Below are 25351 nucleotides of genomic sequence, written 5' to 3'. Positions count from 1 at the left end.
CGCCTCCCGCGATCTGCCGTCGACTTCCGTTCCCGCCATGGTGACCCATGAGGGGCCGGGTTGGCACCAGGGCCTCGCGAAAGCGGCCACCTGGTAGCAATGCTTCCCTTTACCTCGTAGAAGAATTAAGTGGAGCTTCACAATGGAGCTGCCGAGACTACTCGTATGACGACCTCAGCCCCCTCCGCCCCTCCCTCCGCGTCTTCCCCCGCTCCTCCCTTCGGCCGTGCGCTCTGCGCGATGGTCACGCCCTTCACCGAGGCGGGCGCGCTCGACCTCGACGGGGCGGGGCGGCTCGCCGACCGGCTGGTCCGCGCGGGCTGCGAGGGCCTGGTCCTGTCCGGCACCACGGGCGAGTCCCCGACCACGACCGACGCCGAGAAGTCCGCGCTCGTACGCGCCGTGCGTGAGGCGGTCGGCGACCGGGCCGCGATCGTCGCGGGCGTCGGCACCGCCGACACGCGGCACACCGTCGAACTGGCCCTGGCGGCCGAAAAGGCGGGCGCGGACGGCCTGTTGGTCGTGACGCCGTACTACAGCAGGCCTCCGCAGGACGCCGTCGAAGCCCACTTCCGGGAGATCGCCGACGCCACCGGACTACCTCTCACGCTGTACGACATTCCCGGCCGCACCGGCACCCGTATCGAGCCCGACACCCTGATCCGGCTCGCCGAGCACCCCCGGATCGTCGCCGTCAAGGACTGCGCGTACGACCTCCTGGGCACCCAGAAGGTGCTGGCGCGCACGGAGTTGGCGTACTACGCGGGCTGCGACGAGCAGGTGCTCGCGCTGCGGGCGGTCGGCGGGACCGGCTGCATCAGCACGGTGGCGAACGCCGCCCCTGGCCCCTTCCGCGCGATCCTCGACGCGTTCGAGGCGGGGGACACGGCGGAGGCGGCCCGTCGGCAGCAACGCGTCATCCCGCTCATCGAGTTGATGATGTCGTCGGGACTGCCCGGCACGGTCACGGCCAAGGCCCTGCTCGGCCGGCTCGGCCTGCCCGCGGGTCCGGTCCGCGCGCCGCTGCGGCCCGCCGGCCGCGAGGTGACCGACGGACTGCTGGCGGCGTACGAGGAGTTGGTGGCCGCCTGATCAGCGCCTGGCGAAGACCGGTGTCCAGCGCCCGGCGGCGCCGTCCTTGCCGCCCCGGAATCCGCTCAGCGGTACCTCCTTGTCGCTGCCCAGGGCGACGACCACGAGCCGGTTGTGGAACTCGTTCGAGCCCGGCGTGATGTCCCAGGCGATCAGGCGCTTGTTGTCGACCCAGGCGAGCAGTTGCTGCCCGCGTACGGTCGTGATCCGCCTGCCGGTGACGGGGTCCAGGATCGCGGAAGCGGTGTTCTCCGCGCCGCCCGCGAAGTCGCCCGCGGCGTGCCTGCCGTCAGGGGACAGCCGCGCGTCGACGTACCAGGGCAGGTGCTTCTCGTTCGCGGGTGCCTGAACCTGGCGGCCTCGAAAGTCGTAGAAGTACTGGCCCGGTGTCGTGGTGAACCCGGTGTAGACCAGCTTTCCGTCGTGGCTGAAGCCGAAGTCCTGGCGGTCGTTGAGGCCGCTGCCGTCGCCGGGCGACACCTCGCTCCAGGACGCCGCCTTACCGGAAGCGACATCGACGACATAGAAGCCGGTCCGGCCCGGCTCCTGGAAGTTCGGCCAGGAGCTGCCCTGATTGTCCTTCGGCGTGACATGCAGATCGGGGTTCTTCTTGTAGGTCGTCGCGACGAGTTTGCGGCCGTCGGGCGAGAACGCGACCGCTCCGACGGTGTGGTCGACCGGAATCCAGCGTTCCACCTTGCCGGTGAGCAGGTTGAGCAGACCGATCCGCTTGGCGGGCAGTGTCCGCTCCAGGACGGCGGCGGTCCGCAGGCCGGGGGCGACCGCCACGAACGACCACTTCGTCTTCTCGTACGTACGGGTACGCGCGTCGAGGAGCCAGTACGTGCGGACGTCGGCGTGGTGCGTGGCCGACAGCTTGACGTTCGTCTGCGTGTAGTACGCGGCCAGCGCGACTCCCCCGGCCGCGATCAGGTCACGCGGTGGGGTCTGGCCGGGGTGGGCGATGATGTCGTTCTCGTTCAGGACGTTCGCCGGGCGCACGTCGTCCTTGCCGGTGCCCAGCACGGGCATCGCGACGGCGACGGCGACCGCCGCGGCGGTGGCCACGACGGCGGACGCAATCGTGCGGGTCCGGCGGCGCCGTCGGACGGCCAGTACCCGGTCGGCGAAGTCCACGGGCGGCGGGGCGAGATCCGCGGCCTGCTCGTGGAAGGAGTCTCGGACGAGGTCGTCGACGTTCACGGGCGCACCTCCAGCGGCGAGAAGTCACGGGCCGCCGGCCGCTCGTCGTCTCCCCGGCCGAGTGCGGCCAGTTCGGGGGCGAGGGTGCGCAGCCGGGCGAGCGAGCGGTGGGTGGTGGACCGTACGGTTCCGACGGAGCAGCCGAGGAGGCGGGCCACGTCGGCCTCGGGCAGGTCCTCGAAGTAGCGCAGGACGAGCACGGTGCGCTGCCGGGCGGTGAGCCGGGCCAGCGCCCCCCGCATCACGACCCGCAACTCCGCGGCGGCCGAGGCGTCCGTGTCGTGGAACCCGCCCTCGGGCGGCTCGGCGACGCTCAACTCGCGCCAGGGCCACTTCAGCCGCCAGCGGCTCACCTGCTGGCGGTACAGGACCTGCCGTACGTACGCCTCGGGTTCGTCGATCCGGTGCCACCGCCCCGCGGTCTTGATCAGGGCGTTCTGCAGCAGATCCTCGGCGGCGTGCCGGTCGCCGCCACTGAGCAGCACGGCCGTCTTCAACAGCGTGGACGACCGATTCGCCACGAACTCCCGGAAGCTCTTCTGCGCTTCGGCATCCATCGTCACCTAGTCTTCCCCGAGGGTCTGCTCCGACGGCCCTGACGGCCCGCCCCTGTACCCCTTGTGACGTGTGTGACCGCCCGCCGCTATGCCCCGGGGCCACGATCGATTCCGCAGCGGACGACAAAAGACGACGGCAAAAGAAAGAGGCAAGGAGGTAACCCACTCCTTGCCACTCTCAACATATAGCGCACCGGGGGGCTTGCGGCAAGGCCCCCGTCGTGCCGCAGAATCACCGGCCGAAGCCGGAATCTGCGGAAACGGGGAGTCGCGAAGTGCGTGTGCTGTTGTCGACGTGGGGATCGCGCGGGGACGTCGAACCGCTGGCGGGACTGGCGGTGGGGTTGCGGGAACTCGGCGCGGAGGTGCGGGTGTGCGCGCCGCCGGACGAGGAGTTCGTGGCGCTGCTGGCTCGGGTCGGCGTGCCGCTGGTGCCGCTCGGCCCGTCGGTGCGCTCGGTGGTGACCGGCGAGAGGCCGCCGTCGGCAGCGAACGCGTTCCGGCTCGCGCCCGAGCTGGTCGCCGCGAGGTACGAGACGCTCACCGCGGCGGCCGAGGGATGTGACGCGCTGCTGGCGACCGGTCTGATGCCGGCCGGCGCGCGCTCGGTGGCCGAGAAACTGGGCATCCGCTACGTGTTCGCGTGCTTCCATCCGTTCGGGCTGCCGTCGCGGCACTTCCCTCCGCAGTCGCGGCCGGGCCGGCCCTCCCCGCGGGAGGAGACCGACCTCAAGGTGCTGTGGGAGCAGGACGCCCAGCGCGTGAACGAGCTGTACGGCGAGGCGGAGAACAGCCACCGGGCGGTGCTCGGCCTGCCACCGGTGGACAACGTCCGTGACTACGCGGTCACCGAGCGGCCGTGGCTGGCGGCAGACCCCGCCCTGGGCCCGTGGAAGGACCTGACGGATCTCGACCTCGTACAGACCGGGGCGTGGATCCTGCCCGACGAACGCCCGCTCCCGGACGGGCTGGAGGCGTTCCTGGAGGCGGGCGCACCGCCGGTGTACGTGGGCTTCGGCAGCATGGCCGCGCACGCCCCGAAGGACATCGCCCGGGTGGCCGTCGAAGCGAGCCGCGCGCAGGGCCGCCGCGTACTCCTTGCCCGCGGCTGGGCCGAGCTGGCCCCGATCGACGACGTCGATGACTGTTTCGTCGTCGGCGAGGTCAACCAGCAGGCGCTGTTCGGCAGGGTGGCCGCCGTCGTGCACCACGGCGGCGCGGGCACCACGACGACGGCCGCCCGGGCCGGCGCGCCCCAGGTGGTCGTACCCCAGATCGTGGACCAGCCGTACTGGGCCGCCCGGGTCGCCGAGCTGGGCATCGGCGCGGCCCACGACGGTCCGACTCCGACCTTCGAGTCCCTGTCGGCCGCGCTCAGCACGGCCCTGGCCCCCGAGACCCGCGCACGAGCGAGGGCCGTGGCCCCCACGATCCGCACCGACGGGGCGACGGTGGCCGCGAAGCTTCTCCTCGACCCGACCGGCATGACCGGCATGACCGGCACGACTGGCACGACCGGCCGCTAAAAGCCGCGCATGTCCGCATGAGCCACGCATGAGCCACACGGGACCGCCCCGTCAGGACCCCGCACACGAGAACCCGCACCCGCCGGTCCCGACGCCTTGCCGCGCGCAAGGGTCACGAGCGACCTCACCTTCGCAGCATTCGGAGCCAACGACGTGAACCCCCTGACCACCAGCGCGTTCGACCTTCCCGACCGCCTCTCCGCCAAGGCCGACCCGACGCTGATCGCCGGCGACGAACAGCACTTCGCGGCCCTCGCGGAGTGCCTGGAGCAGTCGATCGCCGAGCTGACCGAACGCCTCGACGCCGCGCGCAGGGCGCCCGGCGGCCTCGGCCAACAGGCGATGGACCGGGACATCGAGATCCACCGGCTGACCGCTCGCCTGCGCGCACTGCGCCGCTTCGGTCTGGACCTGTGCCTCGGGCACATGGTCGGCGCGGACAGCCCCGAGCCCGTGTACGTCGGACGACTCGGCCTGACGGACAGCACGGGTCGTCGGCTGCTGCTCGACTGGCGCTCCCCCGCCGCCGAGCCGTTCTTCGGAGCCACCCACGCCAACCCGATGGGGCTGGCGAGCCGCCGCAGATATCGCTGGACCCGCGGCCGGATCGGCGACTACTGGGACGAGGTGTTCACCTCGGACGGGTTCGCCGGGCACGCCGCGCTCGACGACCAGTCCGCCTTCATCGCCAGCCTGGGCGGCGACCGGTCGGGGCGGATGCGCGACGTGCTCGGCACCATCCAGGCCGACCAGGACGCCATCATCCGCGCGGGATCACGCGGCGCTCTCGTCGTCGACGGCGGTCCGGGTACGGGCAAGACGGTCGTCGCCCTGCACCGCTCCGCCTACCTCCTCCACTCCGACCCGCGCCTCGGTCACCGCCGGGGCGGCGTGCTGTTCGTCGGTCCGCACCGGCCCTACCTGGCGTACGTCGCCGACGTCCTGCCCAGCCTCGGAGAGGAGGGCGTGCAGACCTGCGTCCTGCGGGACCTCGTCGCCGAGGGAGCCGAGGCGACGATCGAGGCCGACCCTGACGTGGCCGCCCTGAAGTCGTCCACGAACCTGGTGAAGGCGATCGAGGCGGCCGTCAGGTTCTACGAGGAGCCGCCCACCAAAGGGATGACAGTCACGACCCACTGGTCCGACATCCGGCTGAGCGCCGACGACTGGGCCATGGCGTTCGAAGCGGCGGAACCCGGTACCCCGCACAACGAGGCCCGTGACCAGGTCTGGGAGGAACTGCTCACGATCCTGGTGGACAGGCACGACGACGCCTCGGCGCATGACGACGACGTCTCGGCCGACCTGCTCCGCACGTCACTGCTGCGGAACAGGGAGCTGCTCCTGGCCTTCAACCGCGCCTGGCCGCTGCTCGAAGCGGCCGACCTCGTCTCGGATCTGTGGTCGGTACCCGCCTATCTGCGCAAGTGCGCACCCTGGCTCGGCCCCGACGAGGTCCGGAAGCTGCAGCGCGAGGACGCCCAGGCCTGGACGGTGTCCGACCTGCCGCTGCTGGACGCGGCACGGCAGCGGCTCGGCGACCCGGAGGCGGCGCGGCGCAAACGTCGCGACGACGCCGCCGTGGCCGCCGAACGCGCGCGCAGGGCCGACGTCATCGACAGCCTGCTGCAGAACGTCGTGATCGACGAGAGCGAGGGCGCGCTGGGCATGCTGCACGGACAGGACCTGCGGGACACCCTGGTCGACGAGAGCGCGCTGCCCGGCGCCGAACCGGACCTGCTCGCCGGCCCCTTCGCGCACATCGTCGTGGACGAGGCCCAGGAGCTGACCGACGCGGAGTGGCAGATGCTGCTGCTGCGGTGCCCGTCCCGGAGCTTCACCATCGTCGGGGACCGCGCCCAGGCCAGGCACGGGTTCACGGAGTCGTGGCGGGAACGGCTCGAGCGGATCGGGCTCGACCGGATCGAGTCGGCCTCCCTGAGCATCAACTACCGGACGCCGGAAGAAATCATGGCGGAGGCCGAGCCGGTCATCCGGGCCGTGCTCCCGGACGCCAATGTGCCGACCTCCATCCGCAGCGGCGGTGTTCCCGTGGTCCACGGATCCGTCGCGGATCTGGGCTCGATCCTCGACAACTGGCTCGCCACGCACGCCGACGGGATCGCCTGCGTCATCGGCGATCCCGCATTCCGGACGACGTCCCGTGTCCGTTCGCTGACCCCGGAGCTGTCGAAGGGGCTCGAGTTCGACCTGGTCGTCCTCGTCGACCCGGAGGCGTTCGGCGAGGGCATCGAAGGAGCGGTCGACCGCTATGTCGCGATGACCCGAGCGACCCGGCAACTCGTCATCCTCACGAGCTGACGAAGCGTCGACACCGCCGATCAACAGAGCGCGCCGGCCGAGCCGGAGGGCTACTCGGCAGGCAGGGCCGCCCGCATCGCCTGTGCGGTGGCGGTCGGGTCGTAGCCCTCGGGGACGCCTTCGACCAGAATGATCTCGCCCTCGATGTGCCGCGACCGCAGCGGTGCGATCTCCTGGTACGCGGGTGAGTCCCACCAGGCCCGCGCTTCGGCGATCCCCGGGAACCCGATCACGACGACGTGCCCGGGCCAACTGCCCTCCTTCACCTCGTGCTGCGCGGCGTGCACGAGAAAGCGTCCGCCGTACGGCTCGAAGGTGGTGGGTATGCGTTCGATGTACTCGGCGATCTCCGGGTGCGGAGCGGCCTCTTGCAGGTGGGCAATGGCGTAGGCGGGCATGGTGTCCTTCCGGTCGGTCGAGCTCCGTACGCTGGGAGCCTGACATGCGGGCACACCCCGGTCGATGACCTGAGAGGTAAGCGGATGCCGCGTAGGTCCCCACGTGAGTTGAGGGCCACCGCGCCCGATGCGCGAAGCGACGGTGCGGCGAGCACGCTCCTCATCAGCGCGTGTCCTGGGCCGCCGGTGTGTGCTGCCGTGCACACGTATCTCTTCGTCGACGGCCTCGACGTGGTCGCGCGCAGCGACAGCAGAATGGCCGGCCTCGATCCGAGGCGGCTGCTCCGCCCGGGCGGACCGCTCTGTCCGACGGACATGCCGTGCACGGTGGATGTGGCAGCCCAGGAGCAGCCCGAGCCGGGGCCGGACAGGCTGACCATCCGGGTCCGGCTCCGGGGCGGGACGGTCATCTGGTCCGGCCTGGCGTACCCGGGCCTCGATGGCAAGGTTGTCGAGGAGGCCCACTTCCGCCTGGAGCAGTACCTGGGCGAGGTCGAGCGCGCATACGCGACGTTGAAAGATCAGAGCGCCGGAGCGGCTCAGCCGGCATGACGCCCGCTGCGAGCGTCCGCGGGTGTCGGCGGGATCACCGGGTGCCCGAGGACAGCAGGGCGGACCAGTCGAGCACGTCGGGCAATTGGTCCAAAGAGCAGGACGACCGCCCCACCGGCCAGGCCTGGAGTGGCAGCGAGCGCCCTCCCGGGCCGGCCTGGGCCGTGGGAGGGCGCTCGTTGGTGCTCGACGTCGGCAGCTGCCGACGGCTCGGCAGCAGGTCGGGGCGTTGGTCGAGGAGGCGGCCGCAGGTCACGGCCACCCGTGATCAGTTGTGGCTGTGCAGAATCTCGTTCAGGCCGCCCCACACCGCGTTGTTCGGCCGGGCCTCGACGGTTCCGGTCACCGAGTTGCGGCGGAAGAGGATGTTCGACGCCCCGGACAGCTCGCGGGCCTTGACGATCTGCCCGTCGGGCATGGTCACGCGGGTGCCCGCGGTGACGTACAGCCCCGCCTCGACCACGCACTCGTCGCCGAGGGCGATGCCGACGCCCGCTTCGGCGCCGATCAGGCAGCGCTCGCCGATGGTGATGCGGACGTTGCCGCCGCCGGACAGGGTGCCCATGGTGGAGGCGCCGCCGCCGATGTCGGAGCCGTCGCCGACCACGACACCGGCCGAGATGCGGCCCTCGACCATCGACGTGCCGAGCGTGCCCGCGTTGAAGTTCACGAAGCCCTCGTGCATGACGGTGGTGCCCTCGGCGAGGTGCGCGCCGAGCCGGACGCGGTCGGCGTCGGCGATCCGGACGCCCTTGGGGGCGACGTAGTCCGTCATGCGCGGGAACTTGTCGATGGACGTCACCTGGAGGTGCAGGCCCTCGGCGCGGGCGTTGAGGCGCACCTTCTCGACGTCGTCCACGGCGACCGGGCCGAGCGAGGTCCAGGCGACGTTGGCGAGGTGGCCGAAGATGCCGTCCAGGCTCTGGCCGTGCGGCTTCACGAGGCGGTGCGAGAGCAGGTGCAGGCGCAGGTAGGTGTCGTGCGCGTCGATCGGCTTCTCGTCCAGTGAGGCGATGACCGTGCGGACCGCGACCACTTCGACGCCTCGGCGGGCGTCGGGCCCGATGGCTTTGGCGGCGCCTTCGCCGAGCAGCTCGACGGCACGCTCGGCGGACAGCCGCTCGGTGCCGGCCGGGCCGGGTTCGGCGGACAGTTCGGGCGCGGGGAACCAGGTGTCGAGGACGGTGCCGTCGGCCGTGAGGGTGGCGAGGCCGGCGGCGACGGCGCCGGTGGTGCGAGTAGCAGTCGTGTCGGTCATGGGTGAAACCTAACGCGGCCCGGGGCGCGCGAGCGAACCGGTCCACCCGCCATCTCACGTGCCGGGCGCCCCCGTACGCCCCTCTGCGGGACGCGCGGCAGGACCCCGCCCTCGCACTCCGCGCGTCCCCCCGCGCCGAGCCCTCCCCTCAGCCGATCACCCGCCCCAACACCTCCCGCGCATACCCCTCGTCGTACGAGGCCCCCGTCAGCAGCACCTGCAGACAGATCCCGTCCACCAGCGCCACCAGCGCCCTCGCGGTGACGGGGTCGGTACGGCGGGCGAGGGGTTCGGCGAGGTCCTGTACCCATTCGGCGGCGACGGGGCGCAGGGCGGGGCGGCGCAGCGCCGCGAGGTAGAGCTCGTACTCCAGCTCCACCCCCGTACGGTCGCCCGCGAGCCACTCGCCCATCAGCCCGGCGAGTTCGCCGGCGAGGTCGGCCCCGGGGTCCTCCAGCGCGCCGCGCGCGGCGATCACCTTGGCGAAGCCCTCGTTCGCCTGGCGCAGCGCGGCGACCATGAGCTCGTCGAGGGTCTTGAAGTGGTACGTGGTGGAGCCGAGCGGCACATCGGCCTCGGCGGCGACGGTGCGATGGCTCAGCCCGGCGAGTCCCTTGGCGCCCACGACCCGGATCGCCGCGTCGATGATCCGCTGCCGCCGCTCGGGGTCGTAGCGGCGCGCCGCCATCAGTGGGCCCCGCCGAGGTTCAGCACCACGACCCCGCCGATGATCAGCAGTATCCCGGCGACCTTGGTGAAGCTGAGCGCCTCGCCGAGGAACACCATGCCGATCGCGGCGATGACGGCGGTGCCGGCGCCGGCCCAGATCGCGTAGGCCGTGCCGACCTGGACGGTCTTCAGGCACTGCGCGAGCAGCACGAAGGCGATGACGTATCCGAGGACGGTCACCAGCGAGGGCCAGAGCCTGCTGAAGCCCTCGCTGTACTTCATGGCGGTCGTGGCGGCCACCTCGGAGGCGATGGCTCCGGCGAGCAGTGCGTATCCCATGTGTACGAGTGTACGCATCGATGCGTACGCACGTACACAAGGAGCGCGAGCCCCTCGCCACCGCTCACCCCGTAGCCGGCCGCCAGGCCACCGGCCCCGGTTTCACGCACCCGCGCCAGGCGGTCGAGCGTCCGCCGCTTGGCGCGGGCGGCCCGGCGCGGTACCTCCGCCCGCCGGTAGCGCAGCAGTTCGGCGGGGTCGGGGCGGACGGCTCCGGCCAGCTCCTAGCCGTACGAGGTCAGCCATTCGCCCAATACGACCTCGCCCAGCCGTATGTGATGAGGCGTCAGCCTGGTGGTCCAGGTGCCCGCCCGGGAGGTGTCCAGCGCGCCGTGGGTGCGCCGGTGCCAGGTCTTGCGGGCGGGTACGGCCACCCCGGCGACGCGGTGCGGCTCGGTCGCCCCGGGGGCGTACTCCTCGCCCAGGAACCCGCACACGCCCCAGCGCACCTTGCCGCGCTCCTCGGCGTACGCCCGCAGCGCGATCCCGAGCGCCGAACCGAGGGTCGGCGGCCCGTCGGTGATCCGCTCGGCCACTCGCCCGGCGTCCAGTCCGAGCTCGTGGAAGCGGGTCGGGGGCAGCCGAGGACGAACACCGGACGTGTGGGGGCGGGTTGCACAGAAGCGGACACGACCTCACGCTGTCGCGCCCCGATGAGCCCGGACTTGGATCACACCGAGAATGCAATGTGAAGCCACCACGCCCATGAAATCCCATGAACCCCCATGAATCCCCGTGGGACCCAAGGGAGCAGTAGGGAAACGGCTGCTCAGAAGTCACCAAGTCCACTACTGTTTCACCAGTCGCGCACCGGGTCTCCACGGCTACCGCCGTTCCGTGTGCCTGCGCCCCCTCTTGTGCTGAGACCAGTAGACGAATCCGCGTGCGCCTTGGGCGACGCTGGAGGAACGCGCATGCCAGAAACCACGCCAGAGCCCGAACCCGAGCCCGGGCCCGACCAGCCCGTGCCCACTTCGGAGGAACCCGCCTGGCGCCCTACCCCCCAAGGCACTCCCTATCCGGCGGAACTGCCTCCCTTCGTCGAGCCGCCGGTGCCCTGGGAGTCCGGGGAGTTCCCGGACGAGGGACGGCTGCCCGGAACCCGACGGCTGTGGATGGCCGGCGGACTCGCGGTGGCGGTACTCATCGCCACGGCGACCGCGATCGCCGTACTGGACAGCAACTCTGACGCCGCGTCGAAGAACCGGGCGAACCACACCGCCTCCGACACCGACGTCCCGTTCATACCCGGCTTCTCCGCCTCGGCCGACGGCAGCAGCGCGGCCCCGGCGGGCAAGAACGCCCTGTCCTCCCCGCGGCACGCCGGCTCCACCTCCACCGCGTCGGACTCGGCCTCGCCTGGGCCCTCGGAACAGGGGTCCGACGACAAGCCCGTCGCCGGCGCCACCGAGCCGTCGAAGACCGCCTCGTCCAGCGAACCTCCCGAGTCCACGCCCGTCTCCTCGCGGAAGTCGCTCCAGTCGGTCAACTACCCGAACCGCTACTGGCATCTGAGCAACGGCTTCGTACGGCTCGATCCGGTGGATTCGGGCAGCTCGAGCTCGACCAAGCGGGACGCCGGCTTCAAGGTGGTGGCGGGACTCGGCAACGCCAACTGCTACTCCTTCGTCACCGCCGACGGCGCCTATCTGCGCCACCGCAACTTCTCTCTGCGCGCCGACCGCGACGACGGCTCCGACCTCTTCCGGAAGGACGCCACCTTCTGCCCGCGGACGTCCCCGTACACGGGCGCCGTCATGCTGGAGTCGATCAACTACCCGGGCCGCTATCTGCGCCACCGCAACTTCCAGCTCCGCCTGGACAGAGACGACAACAGTCGGCTCTTCCGCGCGGACTCGGCGTTCCGTGTGGTGAACGGCTGGTCCTGAGCACAGAAACACCTGTGGCCCCCGGCGAACCGCCGGGGGCCACAGACGTGTGCGAAGGTGTGCGCGGACTCAGACGTTGAACCCGAGCGCCCGAAGCTGCTCACGCCCGTCGTCCGTGATCTTGTCCGGGCCCCACGGCGGCATCCAGACCCAGTTGATGCGCAGTTCGTTGACGATGCCGTCCGTGGCGGACTTGGCCTGGTCCTCGATGACGTCGGTGAGCGGACAGGCCGCGGACGTCAGGGTCATGTCGATCGTCGCGATGTTCGCGTCGTCGATGTGGATGCCGTAGATCAGGCCGAGGTTGACGACGTCGATGCCCAGCTCGGGGTCGACGACGTCGTACAGCGCCTCACGGACTTCTTCCTCCGAGGCCGGCTTCATCGTCAGGGTCTCGTTCTCGCTCATGCCGTCTTCCTCTCGGCGCTCTCGCCCAGAGCCTGGGCCGTCGCGTCCTTCCATGCCATCCAGCTCAGGAGGGCGCACTTGACCCGGGCCGGGTACTTGGAGACACCGGCGAACGCGACCGCGTCCTCCAGCACCTCCTCCATCGCGTCGTCGGGCTCGATCCTGCCCTTGGACTGCATCAGCTCCAGGAAGGTCTCCTGGATCTTCTGCGCCTCGGACACGTCCTTGCCGACGAGGAGCTCGTTCAGCACGGACGCCGAGGCCTGGCTGATGGAGCAGCCCTGTCCCTCGTACGAGATGTCCGAGATCTGCTCGCCGTCGTACTTCACGCGCAGCGTGATCTCGTCGCCGCACGTCGGGTTGACGTGATGCACCTCGGCATCGCCATCCCGCAAGCCTCGCCCATGGGGATGCTTGTAGTGGTCCAGGATGACTTCCTGGTACATCGAATCAAGCTTCACGTCTCAGCCAGCCCCTCAGCCGAAGAAGTTCCGGACGTGCTCCAGGCCGTCCACCAGCGCGTCGATCTCGGCCGGCGTGGAGTACAGATAGAACGACGCTCGCGTGGTCGCAGGAATTCCGTACCGCAGGCAGACCGGGCGTGCGCAGTGGTGTCCGACCCGGACCGCGATGCCCTGCTCGTCCAGGACCTGGCCCACGTCGTGCGGGTGGATGTCACCCAGGGTGAACGAGATCGCGGCGCCGCGGTCCTCGGCCGTGGTCGGGCCGATGATCCGCAGGTCGGGGACCTCGCCGAGCCGCTTCACCGCATACTCGGTGAGCGCGTGCTCATGGGCGAGGATCTTGTCCATGCCGATCGCGTTCAGATAGTCGATGGCCGCGCCGAGACCGACCGCCTGCGCGATCGGCGGGGTGCCCGCCTCGAACTTGTGCGGCGCCGGGGCGTACGTCGACGAGTGCATCGACACCGTCTCGATCATCTCGCCGCCGCCGAGGAACGGGGGCAGGTCCTCCAGGAGCTCCTGGCGGCCCCACAGCACGCCGATGCCCGTCGGCCCGCACATCTTGTGGCCGGTGAAGGCCACGAAGTCGGCCTGGAGGGCCTGGACGTCCAGCGGCATGTGCGGCGCGGCCTGCGACGCGTCGATGCAGACCAGCGCGCCGACCTCCTGGGCGCGGCGCACTATCGCCTCGACCGGGTTCACGGTGCCCAGGATGTTCGACACCAGCACGAAGGAGACGATCTTCGTCTTCTCGGTGATGATCTCGTTGATGTTCGACAGGTCGAGGCGGCCGTCGTCGGTGAGACCGAACCACTTCAGCTTCGCGCCCGTGCGCTGCGCCAGCAGCTGCCACGGCACGATGTTGGAGTGGTGCTCCATCTCGGTGATGACGATCTCGGTCTCGTGGTCGACCCGGTAGGGCTCGTCGGCCCAGCCGAGCATGTTGGCCACGAGGTTGAGCGACTCGGAGGCGTTCTTGGTGAAGATCACCTCGTCGCGGCTCGGCGCGTTGATGAACGCGGCGACCTTGTCGCGCGCGCCCTCGTACAGCGCCGTGGCCTCCTCGGCGAGCACATGCACACCGCGGTGGACGTTGGCGTTGTAGCGCTCGTAGTACTCACTGAGGGCGTCCAGCACCTGGCGCGGCTTCTGCGAGGTCGCCGCGTTGTCCAGGTACACGAGCTTCCTGCCGTCGTGGACCTGACGGTCCAGGATGGGGAAGTCCTTGCGGATCGCCTCGGTGTCGAGGAGGCCCGGCAGCTGTGTCACGCGGATGCGCCACCCTTCATGTCGACTTCGTGCTTCGCGTAAGCCTCGTAGCCCTCGTTCTCCAGCTTGTCGGCGAGCTCGGCGCCGCCGGACTCGACGATGCGGCCGGCGGAGAAGACGTGGACGAAGTCGGGCTTGATGTAGCGCAGGATGCGCGTGTAGTGCGTGATCAGCAGGGTGCCGACCTCGCCGGTCTCGCGGACGCGGTTGACACCCTCGGAGACGACGCGCAGGGCGTCGACGTCCAGGCCGGAGTCGGTCTCGTCGAGGATCGCGATCTTCGGCTTGAGCAGCTCCAGCTGGAGGATCTCGTGGCGCTTCTTCTCACCGCCGGAGAAGCCCTCGTTCACGTTGCGCTCGGCGAAGGCGGGGTCCATGGAGAGGCGCTCCATGGTCTCCTTGACCTCCTTCACCCAGGTACGCAGCTTGGGGGCCTCGCCGCGGACGGCCGTGGCGGAGGTGCGCAGGAAGTTGGAGACCGAGACACCGGGGATCTCGACCGGGTACTGCATCGCCAGGAACAGGCCCGCGCGGGCGCGCTCGTCGACGGACATCTCCAGGACGTTCTCGCCGTCGAGGGTGACGGTGCCGCCGGTGATCGTGTACTTCGGGTGGCCCGCGAGGGAGTAGGCGAGGGTCGACTTGCCGGAGCCGTTCGGGCCCATGATGGCGTGCGTCTCGCCCTGCTTCACGGTCAGGTCGACGCCCTTGAGGATCTCCTTCGTGGCGTTGTCGGCCTCGACGGTGACGTGCAGGTCGTGGATTTCAAGCGTTGCCATGGGTTCCTCAGGACTCCTGGGTGAGGGAGACGAGTACATCGTCCCCTTCGATCTTTACGGGGTATACGGGGACGGGGCGCGTCGCGGGAAGGCCGGACGGCTTGCCGGTGCGCAGGTCGAACGCGGAGCCGTGCAGCCAGCACTCGATCTGGCAGTCCTCCACCTCGCCCTCGGAGAGCGAGACGTTCGCGTGCGAGCAGATGTCGTTGATCGCGAACACCTCCCCCTCGGTCTTCACGACCGAGACCGGCGTGCCGTCGAGTTCCACCCGCTTCGGGGTGTCCTCCTCCAGCTCGCTCAGCCCACAGGCGCGTACGAACGTCGACGAGGCAGTCATCAGACCGACGCCTCCAGCTCCTCGTCGATCTTCACGAGGAGCCGCTCTTCGATGTCGTCGACACCGATCTGCTGCACGAGCTCGGCGAAGAAGCCGCGGACGACCAGTCGGCGGGCCTCGCCGGCGGGGATGCCGCGGGCCATCAGGTAGAAGAGCTGCTCGTCGTCGAAGCGGCCGGTCGCGGAGGCGTGTCCGGCGCCGACGATCTCGCCGGTCTCGATCTCCAGGTTCGGCACGGAGTCGACGCGGGCGCCGTCGGTCAGAACCAGGTTGCGGTTCATCTCGTACGTGTCCGTGCCCTCGGCCTTGGCCTCGATGAGGACGTCACCGATCCACACGGCGTGCGCGCCGTCGCCCTGGAGCGCGCCCTTGTAGGCGACGTTCGACTTGCAGTGCGGCGTGTTGTGGTCGACCAGCAGACGGTGCTCCTGGTGCTGGCCCGCGTCCGTGAAGTACAGACCGAACAGCTCGGCCTCACCACCGGTGCCGGCGTAGGCCACACGCGGGTGCAGGCGCACGAGGTCGCCGCCGAAGGTGACCACGAAGGACTTGAAGGTGGCGTCCCGGCCGATCAGCGCGTTGTGCTGGCCCACGTGCACGGCCTTGTCGTCCCAGTCCTGGACGGAGACGACGGTGAGCTTGGCGCCGTCGCCCAGGATGTAGTCGACATTGGCGGCGAGCACGGCGTCACCGGTGTGGTCGATGACGACGACGGCCTCGGCGAAGGCTCCGAGCTCCACGACCTGGTGGCCGTAGGCGACCCCGCCCTCGCCGTGCACCGCGACGCGGATGGGCTCGGTGAGCACCGTCTCCTTGGGGACGGTGATCACGCCGGCCTTCTCGAACGCGGAGTACGCCTGGGCGGCGACGCGGTCCACCGGGGTGCCCGCCCGGCCGAGGCGCGCGTCGTCACGGCCGACGGTCTCCACGACGACGCCCGCGGGCGCCTCCACGTCGACCTTCAGGCCGTCGCCGGTCGCGACCGCGGTCCCGTCGTGCAGCCCGCGCAGGCGCTCCAGCGGGGTGAACCGCCACTCCTCCTCGCGGCCGTGGGGGACCGGGAAGTCCGCCACGTCGAAGGACGGGGGCGCGCTCATGCGCGTGGCGACGGTCGACTCGGCGGCCACCGCGATCTGTCCGGCGGTGGTGGAACCCACCGGGATGTTCTGAGCCTCAGCCATGGCTGTCGGTCTGCTCTCTTTCCTGCGTCGGTTGAGATCCTCGGGCCCGCCGGGAGGGGCGGGCCACCAGCTGTTTTCCGGGCGGCGGGTCTTAGCCGACCGCGCCTTCCATCTGCAGCTCGATCAGCCGGTTGAGTTCAAGCGCGTACTCCATGGGCAGCTCCTTGGCGATCGGCTCGACGAAGCCGCGCACGATCATCGCCATCGCCTCGAACTCCGTCAGACCGCGGCTCATCAGGTAGAAGAGCTGGTCCTCGGAGACCTTGGAGACGGTCGCCTCGTGGCCCATGGACACGTCGTCCTCGCGGACGTCGACGTACGGGTACGTGTCGGAGCGGGAGATGGTGTCGACGAGCAGCGCGTCGCACAGCACGTTCGACTTCGAGCCGTGGGCGCCCTCGCCGATCTCGACCAGACCGCGGTAGGACGTACGACCGCCACCACGCGCCACGGACTTCGACACGATGTTCGACGACGTGTTCGGCGCCATGTGGACCATCTTGGAGCCCGCGTCCTGGTGCTGGCCCTCGCCCGCGAAGGCGATGGAGAGGGTCTCACCCTTGGCGTGCTCGCCCATCAGGTAGACGGCCGGGTACTTCATGGTGACCTTGGAGCCGATGTTGCCGTCGATCCACTCCATGGTCGCGCCCTCGTACGCCACGGCGCGCTTGGTGACCAGGTTGTAGACGTTGTTCGACCAGTTCTGGATGGTCGTGTAACGGCAGCGGGCGCCCTTCTTCACGATGATCTCGACCACCGCGGAGTGCAGGGAGTCCGACTTGTAGATCGGCGCCGTACAACCCTCGACGTAGTGGACGTAGGCGTCCTCGTCGACGATGATCAGCGTCCGCTCGAACTGGCCCATGTTCTCCGTGTTGATACGGAAGTAGGCCTGGAGCGGGATCTCGACGTGCACGCCCTTCGGCACGTAGATGAAGGAGCCACCGGACCACACGGCGGTGTTCAGCGACGCGAACTTGTTGTCGCCGACCGGGATGACGGTGCCGAAGTACTCCTTGAAGAGCTCCGGGTGCTCCTTGAGGGCGGTGTCGGTGTCGAGGAAGATGACGCCCTGCTCCTCCAGGTCCTCGCGGATCTGGTGGTAGACGACCTCGGACTCGTACTGGGCCGCGACACCGGCGACGAGGCGCTGCTTCTCCGCCTCCGGGATGCCGAGCTTGTCGTACGTGTTCTTGATGTCCTCGGGCAGGTCCTCCCAGGACTCCGCCTGCTTCTCCGTGGAGCGCACGAAGTACTTGATGTTGTCGAAGTCGATCCCGGACAGGTCCGAGCCCCAGTTGGGCATGGGCTTCTTCTCGAAGAGGCGCAGGCCCTTGAGGCGGAGCTTGGTCATCCACTCCGGCTCGCTCTTCTTCGCGGAGATGTCGCGGACGACGTCGTCGTTGATACCGCGCTTGGCAGAGGCACCGGCCACGTCGGAGTCGGCCCAGCCGTATTCGTACGTACCCAGACCCTCGAGCTCAGGGTGGGCAGTCTCCTCGATGGGGAGCGTCATGCGGGGTTCCTCCCGGCGGTACTTGCAGATGCGTTATGGGTGGATTCGGAAATCTTGGAAATCTTGGGGATGAACGTGGTGCACACACCGTCGCCGTGGGCGATGGTGGCCAGCCGCTGAACATGGGTGCCGAGCAGCTGGGAGAAGATCTCGGTCTCCGCGTCGCACAGCTGCGGGAACTGCTCGGCGACATGAGCGACCGGGCAGTGGTGCTGGCAGAGCTGCTCGCCGACCGGTGCGCTACGCGCTGCAGCAGCGTACCCGTCCGCGCTCAGGGCCTTGGCCAACGCTTCGGTGCGCTGCTCCGGCGCGGCGGCCTCGACGGCCCTGCGGTACGCCTCGGCCTGGGCGGCCATCCGGGCGCGGGCGAACGCGACGACCGCCTCGTCCCCGCCCTCGCGCGCCGCGATCCAGCGCATCGCGTCCGCGGCGAGCTTGTCGTAGGACTGATCGAAGGCGTCCCGGCCACAGTCGGTCAGGGCGAACACCTTGGCGGGACGGCCGCGCGTACGCGCTCCGTAGACCCGCTGCTCCCGTGCTTCCACGACGTCGTCGGCGACCAGCGCGTCGAGATGACGGCGTACGGCGGCCTGGGTCAGGCCCAGCCGCCCCGCGAGGTCGGCCACGGTCGACGGGCCGTGGTCCAGGATGGACCGCGCGACACGGTTGCGCGTCGAACGCTCACCGGTCGCGAGTTCCTCCTGAGGGGCCCCCGTGGGGGTCTCCCGAGCCTCGCCAACGTTTTTCACAACGCCATTGTTGCGTAATTCCCTGGAGCCTGACAAGCCGCGCCCCCGGAGGCGGGCGGTGCGCTACATCACTTAGGTATACCTAAGGTGACCTGCGGAAACGATCTTTGATCGATCAATTCACTGGCCTCGGGACCGGCTCTCCGCAAGACTCGGGAACCATGTCGACACCCCCTCCGACCGGCCCACTCGTCACCCGCGACACCCTCGCCGCGCAGCTACTGGAGCTGGGCGTCCAGCCAGGAGAAACGCTTCTCGCGCACTCCTCCCTGAGTTCCCTCGGCTGGGTCAACGGCGGCGCCGTCACCGTCGTCCAGGGACTGCTCGACGCGCTGGGTCCCGACGGCACTCTGGTGGTCCCCACCCAGTCCGGGGACCTCTCCGACCCGGCGCTGTGGAGCAATCCGCCCGTACCCGAGGAGTGGTGGTCGCCCATTCGGGCGACGATGCCCGCGTACGACCCGCTCGTGACGCCCAGCCGCGGGGTCGGCGTGATCCCGGAGACCGTCCGCACCTGGCCCGGCGCCCTGCGCAGCGCCCATCCGCAGACCTCCTTCGCGGCCCTCGGCCCCCGCGCGGCGCAGATCGTCGAGGGGCACGCCCCCGACTGCCGGCTCGGCGAGCGCAGCCCGCTGGCCCGCCTGGAGGACCTCGACGCCCGGGTGCTCCTGCTCGGCGCGGGCTACGACACGTGCACCAGCTTCCACCTCGCCGAATACCGCATACCGTCCCCGCTCGTCGAGGTGGGACGCCCGGTGCGCACCCCGCAGGGGACGACCCGCTGGGAGGTCGTCACGGAGGTCTCCGTCGACTCCGACCGCTTCGACGAACTCGGCTCCGACTTCGAACGGGACCGCCCCGTCGTACGGGGCCCGGTGGGCGCGGCCGACGTACGCCTGTTCCCGGTGGCCGACGCGGTGGCGTACGCGGAGCGCTGGCTGGCACTGCACCGCCCCCGCGACGAATGGGTCATACCCGGGACCGTCTCCTGAACCCCGGCCGAACGATCACCCGACCGGCTCCCTAGACTTGCGCCTCATGCGAAGCGAGCCCGTGGTCCAGGTCCAGGCCCTGGTGAAGCGGTACGGCGACAAGACCGCGGTGGACGGCCTCGACCTGGTGGCCGAGGCGGGCATCACCGCCGTACTGGGCCCCAACGGGGCGGGCAAGACGACCACGGTCGAGACCTGCGAGGGGTACCGGAAGCCGGATTCCGGCGCGGTACGCGTCCTGGGCCTCGACCCGGTGAGACAGTCCGGGGAACTCCACTCCCGCATCGGCGTGATGCTCCAGTCCGGCGGGGTCTACTCCGGCGCCCGCGCCGACGAGATGCTCCGCCATGTGGCCAAGCTCCACGCCCACCCCCTGGACGTGGACGCGCTCATCGAACGACTCGGCCTCGACAGCTGCGGCCGCACGACCTACCGGCGGCTCTCGGGCGGCCAGCAGCAGCGCCTGGCGCTCGCGATGGCCGTGGTCGGCCGCCCCGAACTGGTCTTCCTCGACGAGCCGACCGCGGGCCTCGACCCGCAGGCCCGCCGCGCCACCTGGGACCTCGTCCGCGATCTGCGCGCCGACGGCGTCTCGGTCATCCTCACCACGCACTACATGGACGAGGCCGAGCAACTCGCCGACGACGTCGCGATCATCGACGCGGGCAAGGTCATCGCGCAGGGCTCCCCCGAGCAGCTGTGCCGCGGCGGCGCCGAGAACACCCTGCGCTTCACCGGCCGTCCGGGGCTCGACGTCGGCTCCCTGCTGAAGGCCCTGCCGGCCGACTGCACGGCCGCCGAGCTGACGCCCGGCTCGTACCGGGTGGGCGGCAAGATCGACCCGCAGCTGCTGGCCACCGTCACGTCCTGGTGCGCTCAGCACGGGGTGATGCCGGAGAAGATCTCCGTCGAACGCCACACCCTGGAAGACGTGTTCTTGGAACTGACCGGCAAGGAGCTGCGTTCGTGACCACCGCCGGCACCTACACCCCGAAGCCGGGGGCGGCCCCGCTGCCCCGGATGATCGGCGCGCAGGCCGCGCTCGAGACGAAGATGCTGCTCCGCAACGGTGAACAGCTCCTCCTCACGGTGATCATCCCGACACTCCTGCTGGTCCTGTTCAGCACGGTCGACATCATCGACACCGGCAAGGGCAAGTCGGTCGACTTCCTGGCCCCCGGCATCCTGGCGCTCGCCGTGATGTCGACCGCGTTCACCGGGCAGGCCATCGCCACCGGCTTCGAGCGGCGCTACGGGGTCCTGAAGCGGCTCGCCGCCTCCCCGCTGCCCCGCTGGGGCCTGATGACCGCGAAGACGGCGTCCGTGCTGGTCACGGAGGTCCTCCAGGTCGTCCTGCTGACGGCGATCGCCTTCTCGCTCGGCTGGTCGCCGCACGGCAACCCGCTGTCCGTCCTGCTTCTGCTGATCCTCGGCACGGCCGCCTTCTCGGGCCTGGGCCTGTTGATGGCCGGCACGCTCAAGGCGGAGGCGACGCTCGCCGCCGCGAACCTGGTCTTCCTGCTGCTCCTCGTGGGCGGCGGTGTGATCGTCCCGATGGACAAGTTCCCGGCCGGCGCCCAGGACGTGCTCGGCCTGCTGCCCGTCTCGGCGCTCTCGGACGGGCTGCGGGACGTGCTCCAGCACGGGGCGGGCATGCCGTGGGGCGACCTCGGGATCCTGGCCGTGTGGGCGGTCGTGGGCCTGGGAGCGGCGGGCAGGTTCTTCCGCTGGGAGTGACTCCGGATGTGGGCGACTCCGGGTGTGCGGGCCTCCGAGACGCGCTGAGGTGGCGATTTGCGTAGGTGCGGGGGCCTCGTGAAGGCGTGCACAAGCGGACGCCTACGATGGGGCGCGTGCCAAACGTGACCCGAGCCGACGCCGTAGCCTTCGCGCGCAACCCGCTCGCCCTCATCGCCGAACGCTGGACCCCGACCTCCCGGACGGTGCAACGAGCGGCACTCGCCGCGCTCGTCATGTCGGTGGTCATCGTGGTCACCGGCGGCGCCGTACGGCTGACCGGTTCGGGCCTCGGCTGCCCGACCTGGCCCAAGTGCACCGACGACTCGCTCACCACGACGAGCGCGATGGGCTTCCACGGAGTCATCGAGTTCACCAACCGCATGCTGACCTACGTGCTGTGCGCGGCGGTCGGCTGGGCGATCATCGCCGCGCGCTCCGAGAAGCCCTGGCGGCGCGACCTCACCCGGCTCGGCTGGGCGCAGTTCTGGATCGTCATGAGCAACGCGATCCTCGGCGGCATCGTCGTCCTGGTCGGCCTCAACCCCTACACGGTCGCCGCGCACTTCCTTCTCTCCACGGCGCTCATCACGGTGGCCACGGTGATGTGGCAGCGCACGCGCGAGGGCTCCGCCGAGCCGCGCCCGCTGGTCGGCAAAGCAGTGCAGCAGCTCGTGTGGTGCCTGGTCGCCGCCGCCATCCTGCTGATCGCGGTGGGCACGGTGGTCACCGGCGCGGGTCCGCACGCGGGCGACTCCAGCGAGGTCGAACGCATGGCCGTCAACTGGGAGACCGTCACCAAGCTGCACGCCGTGCTGGCCTGGATCGTGGTCACGTTGACTTTCGCCCTGTGGTTCGTCCTCAAGGCCGTCGACGCCCCCAAGGGACCGCTCGACCGCACCCGCGACCTGTTCCTGATCCTGCTCGGTCAGGGTGTCATCGGCTACGTCCAGTACTTCACGGACCTCCCCGAGGCCCTGGTCGGCCTCCACATGTTCGGCGCCTGCCTGGTGTGGATCGGCGCCCTGCGGGTCCTGCTGTCGCTGCGCGAACGCCCTGAGGCCGCGACGGAACTGCCGGGGCCTGCCGCGGAATCGGCGCTCACACGCGCGTGAGCCGTTCGTAGGTCCGGCACGGCAGTACGGGGTACGGCGACACCGTTGTTCGTACGAGGTACGACGCCTGGCTCACTCCACCCCGTACACCCGCCGCGCGTTCCCTGCCGCGATCAGGCCCGCCACCCGCTGCGCGTCCACCAGCGACCAGGCGCCCTCGGCGACCCAGGTGCCCAGCACCCGGGCCAGCGCCTCACGGAACAGGCGCGCGCCGACGACGTGCAGTTCGGGCAGGCCGTGCGCCCCGCTGGAGAACAGGAGCTTGCCGAAGGGGGCCAGCTCCAGGATCTCGGAGAGGACGGCCGCCGCCCGGGCTCCCGTACGCACCAGCGCCGCACCCAGGTCGGCGTAGACGTGCGGGAAGACCCCGGCGAGGTGCGCCGCGTGACGGTGGTACGGGTAGCCGTGCAGAAGGACGAGATCCGTGCCGAGCCCGGCCGTGGCACGGGCGAAGTCGGTGAGCAGGACGGGATCGGTGCGGTCGATGCGCAGACCGGGTTCGCCCAGACCGGCGTGGAGTTGGAGAGGCAGCCCCGAGGCGACCGCGATCCACAGTAAGTGGCGCAGCAGAACCGGGTCGCTCAGCGCCCCGCCCACCCGGCGGTCCGCGAGCCAACGGCCCGCCGCGCCCCGCACCTCTCCCGGCCCTGGCGGTTCCGGCGCGAGCGCCAGGCCGTGGCGTCCCCCCGCGACCGACGTGAAGGCCACGGCGTTCGCGGCGGCTCCGTGGACGGACTCGGCGAGATTGGCGAGGAAGGACTCGACCGTGCCCGAGGTGTCCGCGACCTGTTCCGCCAGCAGCTCCAGGCGGACGATCTCATGGGCCTGGGCCGCGCCGGTCGAGGCCATCTCGCCCGGTCCCGTCAGGTCCCCGGGCAGCCCCGTGTCGACGAGGTACGTCGTGATGCCGCTGCCGCGCAGGAGTCTGCGCCCCGACTCCAGGACGCCGAGCTCGCGGCGCCGGGCCAGATAGCGGGCGGGCGGACAGTGCGGTTCCAGACCGAGCAGGGGCGGGCACCAGCGGCGCACCGCGAAGCCGGTCTGGGTGTCGAAGAAGGTGGTGCCGGGGGCCGGGGGGCCCTCGGTTCTGGCGAGGTGGGCCTCGAAGGTGCCGAGGCCCAGCTCCGTCCTCAGTACGCCGTGGCAGTACTGGTCCACCAGGGATGGCGTTTCGATCATCCGGACTCCCCGCGACTGGACCGTTGCGTTCTTCAGGTCCTAACGGGTGAGGCAGGCGTCAGGTGTTGGTGAAGCGCAAGGCGTGCCAACAGCTGACGGATGAGAGCCGACAGATGACAGCTGACGAGTGACAGCCGACAGAAATCAGATGACGGATATCAGATGACAGATATCAACTATCAGGTGACAGATAACAGATATCGTCAGCCGTTACTTCGGCGCCCCCAGCTGGATCCCCGCCATCCTCTTCCACTCGTACGGCCCCGTCTTGACCTTCGCCGCGAACTCACCGTCGAACGTCTCGTGAACAGTGATCCCGGCCTTCTTCACGGCCTCTTCGGCAATCGTGAAGGTGGGCGCCACCACGTCCCCCCAGGCACCGTCCGCGCCGACGAGGACGATCCGGGCGCCGCGCTGTCCGATGTACTCGACGTGTCCCTCGGTCCCGCCGTGCTCCTTGGCGAAGGCGTTGATCCGCTGGGCGAGCTTGGCCGCCTTGCGCTCGGCCTTGACGTCCTGGATGGCGCCGGTGGTCTCGTCAACCTGCTGCGTGTCTGCCATGGCCAGGATGCTACCGACGGGTAGATCAAACGGCGACGGGCGGGGTACGTGGCTTAGCCCACGTACCCCGCCCGTGAAGAATCCGCCGGACGGGACCTAGCGCAGGAAGGGGTCCACCGCGACCGCCACGAACAGGAGCGACACATAGGTGATGGACCAGTGGAACAGCCGCATCTCCTTGAGCTTCCCGCCGGTCACCTCGGCCTTGGCGCGGTTCTGCAGACCGTGCGCCTCCCACAGCCAGAACCCGCCCGCGCCGAGCGCGACCAGGGTGTAGAACCAGCCCGTGTAGCCGAGCGGGGTGAGCAGCAGCGAGACCGCGACCATCACCCAGCTGTAGATGACGATCTGGCGGGCGACCACCTTGTTGGAGGCGACGACCGGGAGCATCGGCACGCCCACACGCGCGTAGTCCTCCTTCACCTTCATGGACAGCGGCCAGTAGTGCGGCGGCGTCCAGAAGAACATGACGAGGAAGAGGATGACCGGCGCCCACGACATGGAGTCGGTGACGGACGACCAGCCGATGAGCACCGGGAGGCAGCCGGCGATGCCGCCCCAGACGATGTTCTGGGAGGTGCGCCGCTTGAGGATCATCGTGTAAACGACGACGTAGAAAAGGAGCGCTCCGAGTGACAGCCAGGCGGACAGCCAGTTGACGGCCAGTCCGAACAGCAGGGTCGAGACGACCGCCAGCGTGATCCCGAAGGCCAGACACTCGCGCGGGCTGACCATGCCGGTGACCAGCGGGCGCTGCGAGGTGCGCTCCATCAGGGCGTCGATGTCGCGGTCGATGTACATGTTCAGCGCGTTGGCGCCGCCCGCCGACAGATAACCTCCGAGGCAGGTGAGCAGGACCAGCTTGAGGTCGGGTACACCTTGCTGGGCCAGGAACATCACCGGAACGGTGGTGATCAGCAACAGTTCGATGATTCGCGGCTTGGTCAGCGCCACGAACGCCTTGACACGGGCCCCGAACGGCCGGTGGCTTGGGCTGCTGCTCGTCCCGAGCACTCCCGCTGGACGGGATTCGACGGCCGTCACGCACACCCCTGACAGAGACATCCCAGCAAGCCCCCGGGTGTGAACTCCCCGTAAAGGCTCGCGCGTACCACGCCACTGTAGACGTTGCCTATACCTCGGCCTTCGCGGGGGTGGGGTCGTGTTGGGAGCGGCCGCACCGGGGCGGGAAGAGGGCGTGCACGACGGGCGCGACGGAGCTCGATTGAGCACTCTTACGAGCGGCTCCGTATTCAGTT

At 70.0% G+C, this 25351-nt stretch carries 28 protein-coding genes; 9 read left to right on the top strand and 19 right to left on the bottom strand.

Annotation, left to right across the window (positions count from 1 at the left end):
* The first annotated feature begins 165 nt into the window (after positions 1–165).
* Positions 166–1092, top strand: a complete 927-nt coding sequence (gene dapA / locus AQJ27_RS08880; RefSeq protein WP_067364278.1) for a 4-hydroxy-tetrahydrodipicolinate synthase — start codon at positions 166–168, stop codon at positions 1090–1092.
* On the opposite strand, the gene AQJ27_RS08875 is transcribed toward dapA, so the two are convergent.
* Positions 1093–2295: a WD40 repeat domain-containing protein gene (locus AQJ27_RS08875; RefSeq protein WP_067364275.1), complete on the bottom strand. Its 1203-nt coding sequence runs from the start codon at positions 2293–2295 to the stop codon at positions 1093–1095. It abuts the gene before it with no gap.
* Entirely contained in the window at positions 2292–2852 is a 561-nt protein-coding gene (locus tag AQJ27_RS08870) for a SigE family RNA polymerase sigma factor (protein ID WP_067364846.1), read from the bottom strand. Before AQJ27_RS08870 ends, AQJ27_RS08875 begins: the two co-directional genes overlap by 4 nt.
* A 275-nt stretch (positions 2853–3127) precedes the next feature.
* On the opposite strand from AQJ27_RS08870, the gene AQJ27_RS08865 reads away from it, so the two are divergent.
* Positions 3128–4378, top strand: coding sequence for a glycosyltransferase (locus tag AQJ27_RS08865; protein ID WP_067364272.1), 1251 nt, complete (start codon positions 3128–3130; stop codon positions 4376–4378).
* Between the two features lie 153 nt (positions 4379–4531).
* Entirely contained in the window at positions 4532–6700 is a 2169-nt protein-coding gene (gene helR / locus AQJ27_RS08860; protein ID WP_067364269.1) for an RNA polymerase recycling motor ATPase HelR, read from the top strand.
* A gap of 50 nt (positions 6701–6750) precedes the next feature.
* Here helR and AQJ27_RS08855 read toward each other — a convergent pair whose 3' ends face one another.
* Positions 6751–7098 (bottom strand): DUF1330 domain-containing protein, encoded by a 348-nt coding sequence (locus AQJ27_RS08855; RefSeq protein WP_067364266.1) that lies wholly within the window; start codon positions 7096–7098, stop codon positions 6751–6753.
* 198 nt (positions 7099–7296) lie between these two features.
* Between AQJ27_RS08855 and AQJ27_RS08850 the strand changes: the two genes are divergently transcribed.
* A complete protein-coding gene (locus AQJ27_RS08850) occupies positions 7297–7650 on the top strand; it encodes a hypothetical protein (RefSeq protein WP_067364263.1) in 354 nt (117 codons plus the stop codon).
* Positions 7651–7684: 34 nt separating this feature from the next.
* Here AQJ27_RS08850 and AQJ27_RS57305 read toward each other — a convergent pair whose 3' ends face one another.
* The 5 genes from AQJ27_RS57305 to AQJ27_RS08825 form a co-directional block, all read right to left on the bottom strand.
* Positions 7685–7912: a hypothetical protein gene (locus tag AQJ27_RS57305; protein ID WP_067364260.1), complete on the bottom strand. Its 228-nt coding sequence runs from the start codon at positions 7910–7912 to the stop codon at positions 7685–7687.
* Between the two features lie 6 nt (positions 7913–7918).
* A complete protein-coding gene (gene dapD / locus AQJ27_RS08840) occupies positions 7919–8908 on the bottom strand; it encodes a 2,3,4,5-tetrahydropyridine-2,6-dicarboxylate N-succinyltransferase (protein WP_067364257.1) in 990 nt (329 codons plus the stop codon).
* Positions 8909–9056: 148 nt separating this feature from the next.
* Positions 9057–9596: a TetR/AcrR family transcriptional regulator gene (locus AQJ27_RS08835; RefSeq protein WP_067364252.1), complete on the bottom strand. Its 540-nt coding sequence runs from the start codon at positions 9594–9596 to the stop codon at positions 9057–9059.
* Positions 9596–9916 (bottom strand): DMT family transporter, encoded by a 321-nt coding sequence (locus AQJ27_RS08830; protein WP_060902166.1) that lies wholly within the window; start codon positions 9914–9916, stop codon positions 9596–9598. Before AQJ27_RS08830 ends, AQJ27_RS08835 begins: the two co-directional genes overlap by 1 nt.
* Positions 9917–10140: 224 nt before the next feature.
* The gene (locus AQJ27_RS08825; protein WP_067364249.1) at positions 10141–10452 is read right to left on the bottom strand and encodes a hypothetical protein; all 312 of its coding nucleotides are present in this window, start codon (positions 10450–10452) and stop codon (positions 10141–10143) included.
* 378 nt (positions 10453–10830) lie between these two features.
* On the opposite strand from AQJ27_RS08825, the gene AQJ27_RS08820 reads away from it, so the two are divergent.
* Positions 10831–11805 carry an AbfB domain-containing protein gene (locus tag AQJ27_RS08820; protein ID WP_079064867.1) on the top strand — a complete coding sequence of 325 codons (975 nt, stop codon included), beginning with the start codon at positions 10831–10833 and terminating at the stop codon, positions 11803–11805.
* 69 nt (positions 11806–11874) lie between these two features.
* On the opposite strand, the gene AQJ27_RS08815 is transcribed toward AQJ27_RS08820, so the two are convergent.
* From AQJ27_RS08815 to AQJ27_RS08780, 8 genes are all read right to left on the bottom strand, one after another.
* Positions 11875–12213 (bottom strand): metal-sulfur cluster assembly factor, encoded by a 339-nt coding sequence (locus tag AQJ27_RS08815; RefSeq protein WP_054235892.1) that lies wholly within the window; start codon positions 12211–12213, stop codon positions 11875–11877.
* On the bottom strand, positions 12210–12674 hold the full coding sequence (gene sufU / locus AQJ27_RS08810) for a Fe-S cluster assembly sulfur transfer protein SufU (protein WP_067364243.1): 465 nt from the start codon (positions 12672–12674) through the stop codon (positions 12210–12212). The genes AQJ27_RS08815 and sufU overlap by 4 nt, the downstream gene beginning before the upstream one ends.
* 15 nt (positions 12675–12689) lie before the next feature.
* A complete protein-coding gene (locus tag AQJ27_RS08805; protein ID WP_054235894.1) occupies positions 12690–13946 on the bottom strand; it encodes a cysteine desulfurase in 1257 nt (418 codons plus the stop codon).
* Entirely contained in the window at positions 13943–14725 is a 783-nt protein-coding gene (sufC, locus tag AQJ27_RS08800) for a Fe-S cluster assembly ATPase SufC (protein WP_067364240.1), read from the bottom strand. Before sufC ends, AQJ27_RS08805 begins: the two co-directional genes overlap by 4 nt.
* Positions 14726–14732: 7 nt before the next feature.
* The gene (locus tag AQJ27_RS08795; protein WP_054235896.1) at positions 14733–15062 is read right to left on the bottom strand and encodes a bifunctional 3-phenylpropionate/cinnamic acid dioxygenase ferredoxin subunit; all 330 of its coding nucleotides are present in this window, start codon (positions 15060–15062) and stop codon (positions 14733–14735) included.
* Positions 15062–16243, bottom strand: a complete 1182-nt coding sequence (gene sufD, locus AQJ27_RS08790) for a Fe-S cluster assembly protein SufD (RefSeq protein WP_067364238.1) — start codon at positions 16241–16243, stop codon at positions 15062–15064. The genes AQJ27_RS08795 and sufD overlap by 1 nt, the downstream gene beginning before the upstream one ends.
* A gap of 91 nt (positions 16244–16334) precedes the next feature.
* Positions 16335–17759: a Fe-S cluster assembly protein SufB gene (gene sufB / locus AQJ27_RS08785; RefSeq protein ID WP_067364231.1), complete on the bottom strand. Its 1425-nt coding sequence runs from the start codon at positions 17757–17759 to the stop codon at positions 16335–16337.
* The gene (locus tag AQJ27_RS08780; RefSeq protein ID WP_067364228.1) at positions 17756–18508 is read right to left on the bottom strand and encodes a helix-turn-helix transcriptional regulator; all 753 of its coding nucleotides are present in this window, start codon (positions 18506–18508) and stop codon (positions 17756–17758) included. The genes sufB and AQJ27_RS08780 overlap by 4 nt, the downstream gene beginning before the upstream one ends.
* 161 nt (positions 18509–18669) lie before the next feature.
* Here AQJ27_RS08780 and AQJ27_RS08775 point away from each other — a divergent pair, with 161 nt between their 5' ends.
* The 4 genes from AQJ27_RS08775 (at position 18670) to AQJ27_RS08760 (ending at position 22352) form a co-directional block, all read left to right on the top strand.
* Positions 18670–19500, top strand: a complete 831-nt coding sequence (locus AQJ27_RS08775; RefSeq protein WP_067364226.1) for an AAC(3) family N-acetyltransferase — start codon at positions 18670–18672, stop codon at positions 19498–19500.
* A 46-nt stretch (positions 19501–19546) separates the two neighbouring features.
* The gene (locus AQJ27_RS08770; RefSeq protein WP_067364223.1) at positions 19547–20470 is read left to right on the top strand and encodes an ABC transporter ATP-binding protein; all 924 of its coding nucleotides are present in this window, start codon (positions 19547–19549) and stop codon (positions 20468–20470) included.
* A gap of 50 nt (positions 20471–20520) precedes the next feature.
* Positions 20521–21237 carry an ABC transporter permease gene (locus AQJ27_RS08765; RefSeq protein ID WP_079064886.1) on the top strand — a complete coding sequence of 239 codons (717 nt, stop codon included), beginning with the start codon at positions 20521–20523 and terminating at the stop codon, positions 21235–21237.
* Positions 21238–21344: 107 nt separating this feature from the next.
* Positions 21345–22352, top strand: coding sequence for a COX15/CtaA family protein (locus AQJ27_RS08760; RefSeq protein WP_067364217.1), 1008 nt, complete (start codon positions 21345–21347; stop codon positions 22350–22352).
* Positions 22353–22424: 72 nt separating this feature from the next.
* Here AQJ27_RS08760 and AQJ27_RS08755 read toward each other — a convergent pair whose 3' ends face one another.
* The 3 genes from AQJ27_RS08755 to AQJ27_RS08745 all read right to left on the bottom strand — a co-directional run bounded on the left by AQJ27_RS08755 (position 22425) and on the right by AQJ27_RS08745 (position 25142).
* Entirely contained in the window at positions 22425–23531 is a 1107-nt protein-coding gene (locus AQJ27_RS08755; protein WP_067364214.1) for an amidohydrolase family protein, read from the bottom strand.
* 210 nt (positions 23532–23741) lie between these two features.
* On the bottom strand, positions 23742–24092 hold the full coding sequence (locus AQJ27_RS08750) for a hypothetical protein (RefSeq protein WP_067364211.1): 351 nt from the start codon (positions 24090–24092) through the stop codon (positions 23742–23744).
* A 96-nt stretch (positions 24093–24188) separates the two neighbouring features.
* Complete coding sequence (locus AQJ27_RS08745) at positions 24189–25142, bottom strand: heme o synthase (RefSeq protein WP_067364208.1); 954 nt, start codon at positions 25140–25142, stop codon at positions 24189–24191.
* Between the last annotated feature and the right edge of the window lie 209 nt (positions 25143–25351).

This window comes from Streptomyces olivochromogenes (assembly GCF_001514115.1).
GTDB classification, from domain to species: domain Bacteria; phylum Actinomycetota; class Actinomycetes; order Streptomycetales; family Streptomycetaceae; genus Streptomyces; species Streptomyces olivochromogenes.
This window is presented reverse-complemented; position numbering and strand designations above follow the sequence as displayed.

Coding starts and splice junctions, on each gene's coding strand:
- dapA (WP_067364278.1), top strand. CDS start 166: ATGACGACCTCAGCCCCCTCCGCCCCTCCCTCCGCGTCTTCCCCCGCT.
- sufD (WP_067364238.1), bottom strand. CDS start 16,243: ATGGCTGAGGCTCAGAACATCCCGGTGGGTTCCACCACCGCCGGACAG.
- sufB (WP_067364231.1), bottom strand. CDS start 17,759: ATGACGCTCCCCATCGAGGAGACTGCCCACCCTGAGCTCGAGGGTCTG.
- AQJ27_RS08750 (WP_067364211.1), bottom strand. CDS start 24,092: ATGGCAGACACGCAGCAGGTTGACGAGACCACCGGCGCCATCCAGGAC.
- AQJ27_RS08770 (WP_067364223.1), top strand. CDS start 19,547: ATGCGAAGCGAGCCCGTGGTCCAGGTCCAGGCCCTGGTGAAGCGGTAC.
- AQJ27_RS08815 (WP_054235892.1), bottom strand. CDS start 12,213: ATGAGCGAGAACGAGACCCTGACGATGAAGCCGGCCTCGGAGGAAGAA.
- AQJ27_RS08835 (WP_067364252.1), bottom strand. CDS start 9,596: ATGGCGGCGCGCCGCTACGACCCCGAGCGGCGGCAGCGGATCATCGAC.
- AQJ27_RS08820 (WP_079064867.1), top strand. CDS start 10,831: ATGCCAGAAACCACGCCAGAGCCCGAACCCGAGCCCGGGCCCGACCAG.
- AQJ27_RS08870 (WP_067364846.1), bottom strand. CDS start 2,852: ATGGATGCCGAAGCGCAGAAGAGCTTCCGGGAGTTCGTGGCGAATCGG.
- AQJ27_RS08765 (WP_079064886.1), top strand. CDS start 20,521: ATGATCGGCGCGCAGGCCGCGCTCGAGACGAAGATGCTGCTCCGCAAC.
- AQJ27_RS08775 (WP_067364226.1), top strand. CDS start 18,670: ATGTCGACACCCCCTCCGACCGGCCCACTCGTCACCCGCGACACCCTC.
- AQJ27_RS08755 (WP_067364214.1), bottom strand. CDS start 23,531: ATGATCGAAACGCCATCCCTGGTGGACCAGTACTGCCACGGCGTACTG.
- AQJ27_RS08855 (WP_067364266.1), bottom strand. CDS start 7,098: ATGCCCGCCTACGCCATTGCCCACCTGCAAGAGGCCGCTCCGCACCCG.
- sufC (WP_067364240.1), bottom strand. CDS start 14,725: ATGGCAACGCTTGAAATCCACGACCTGCACGTCACCGTCGAGGCCGAC.
- AQJ27_RS08830 (WP_060902166.1), bottom strand. CDS start 9,916: ATGGGATACGCACTGCTCGCCGGAGCCATCGCCTCCGAGGTGGCCGCC.
- dapD (WP_067364257.1), bottom strand. CDS start 8,908: ATGACCGACACGACTGCTACTCGCACCACCGGCGCCGTCGCCGCCGGC.
- AQJ27_RS08795 (WP_054235896.1), bottom strand. CDS start 15,062: ATGACTGCCTCGTCGACGTTCGTACGCGCCTGTGGGCTGAGCGAGCTG.
- AQJ27_RS08760 (WP_067364217.1), top strand. CDS start 21,345: ATGGGGCGCGTGCCAAACGTGACCCGAGCCGACGCCGTAGCCTTCGCG.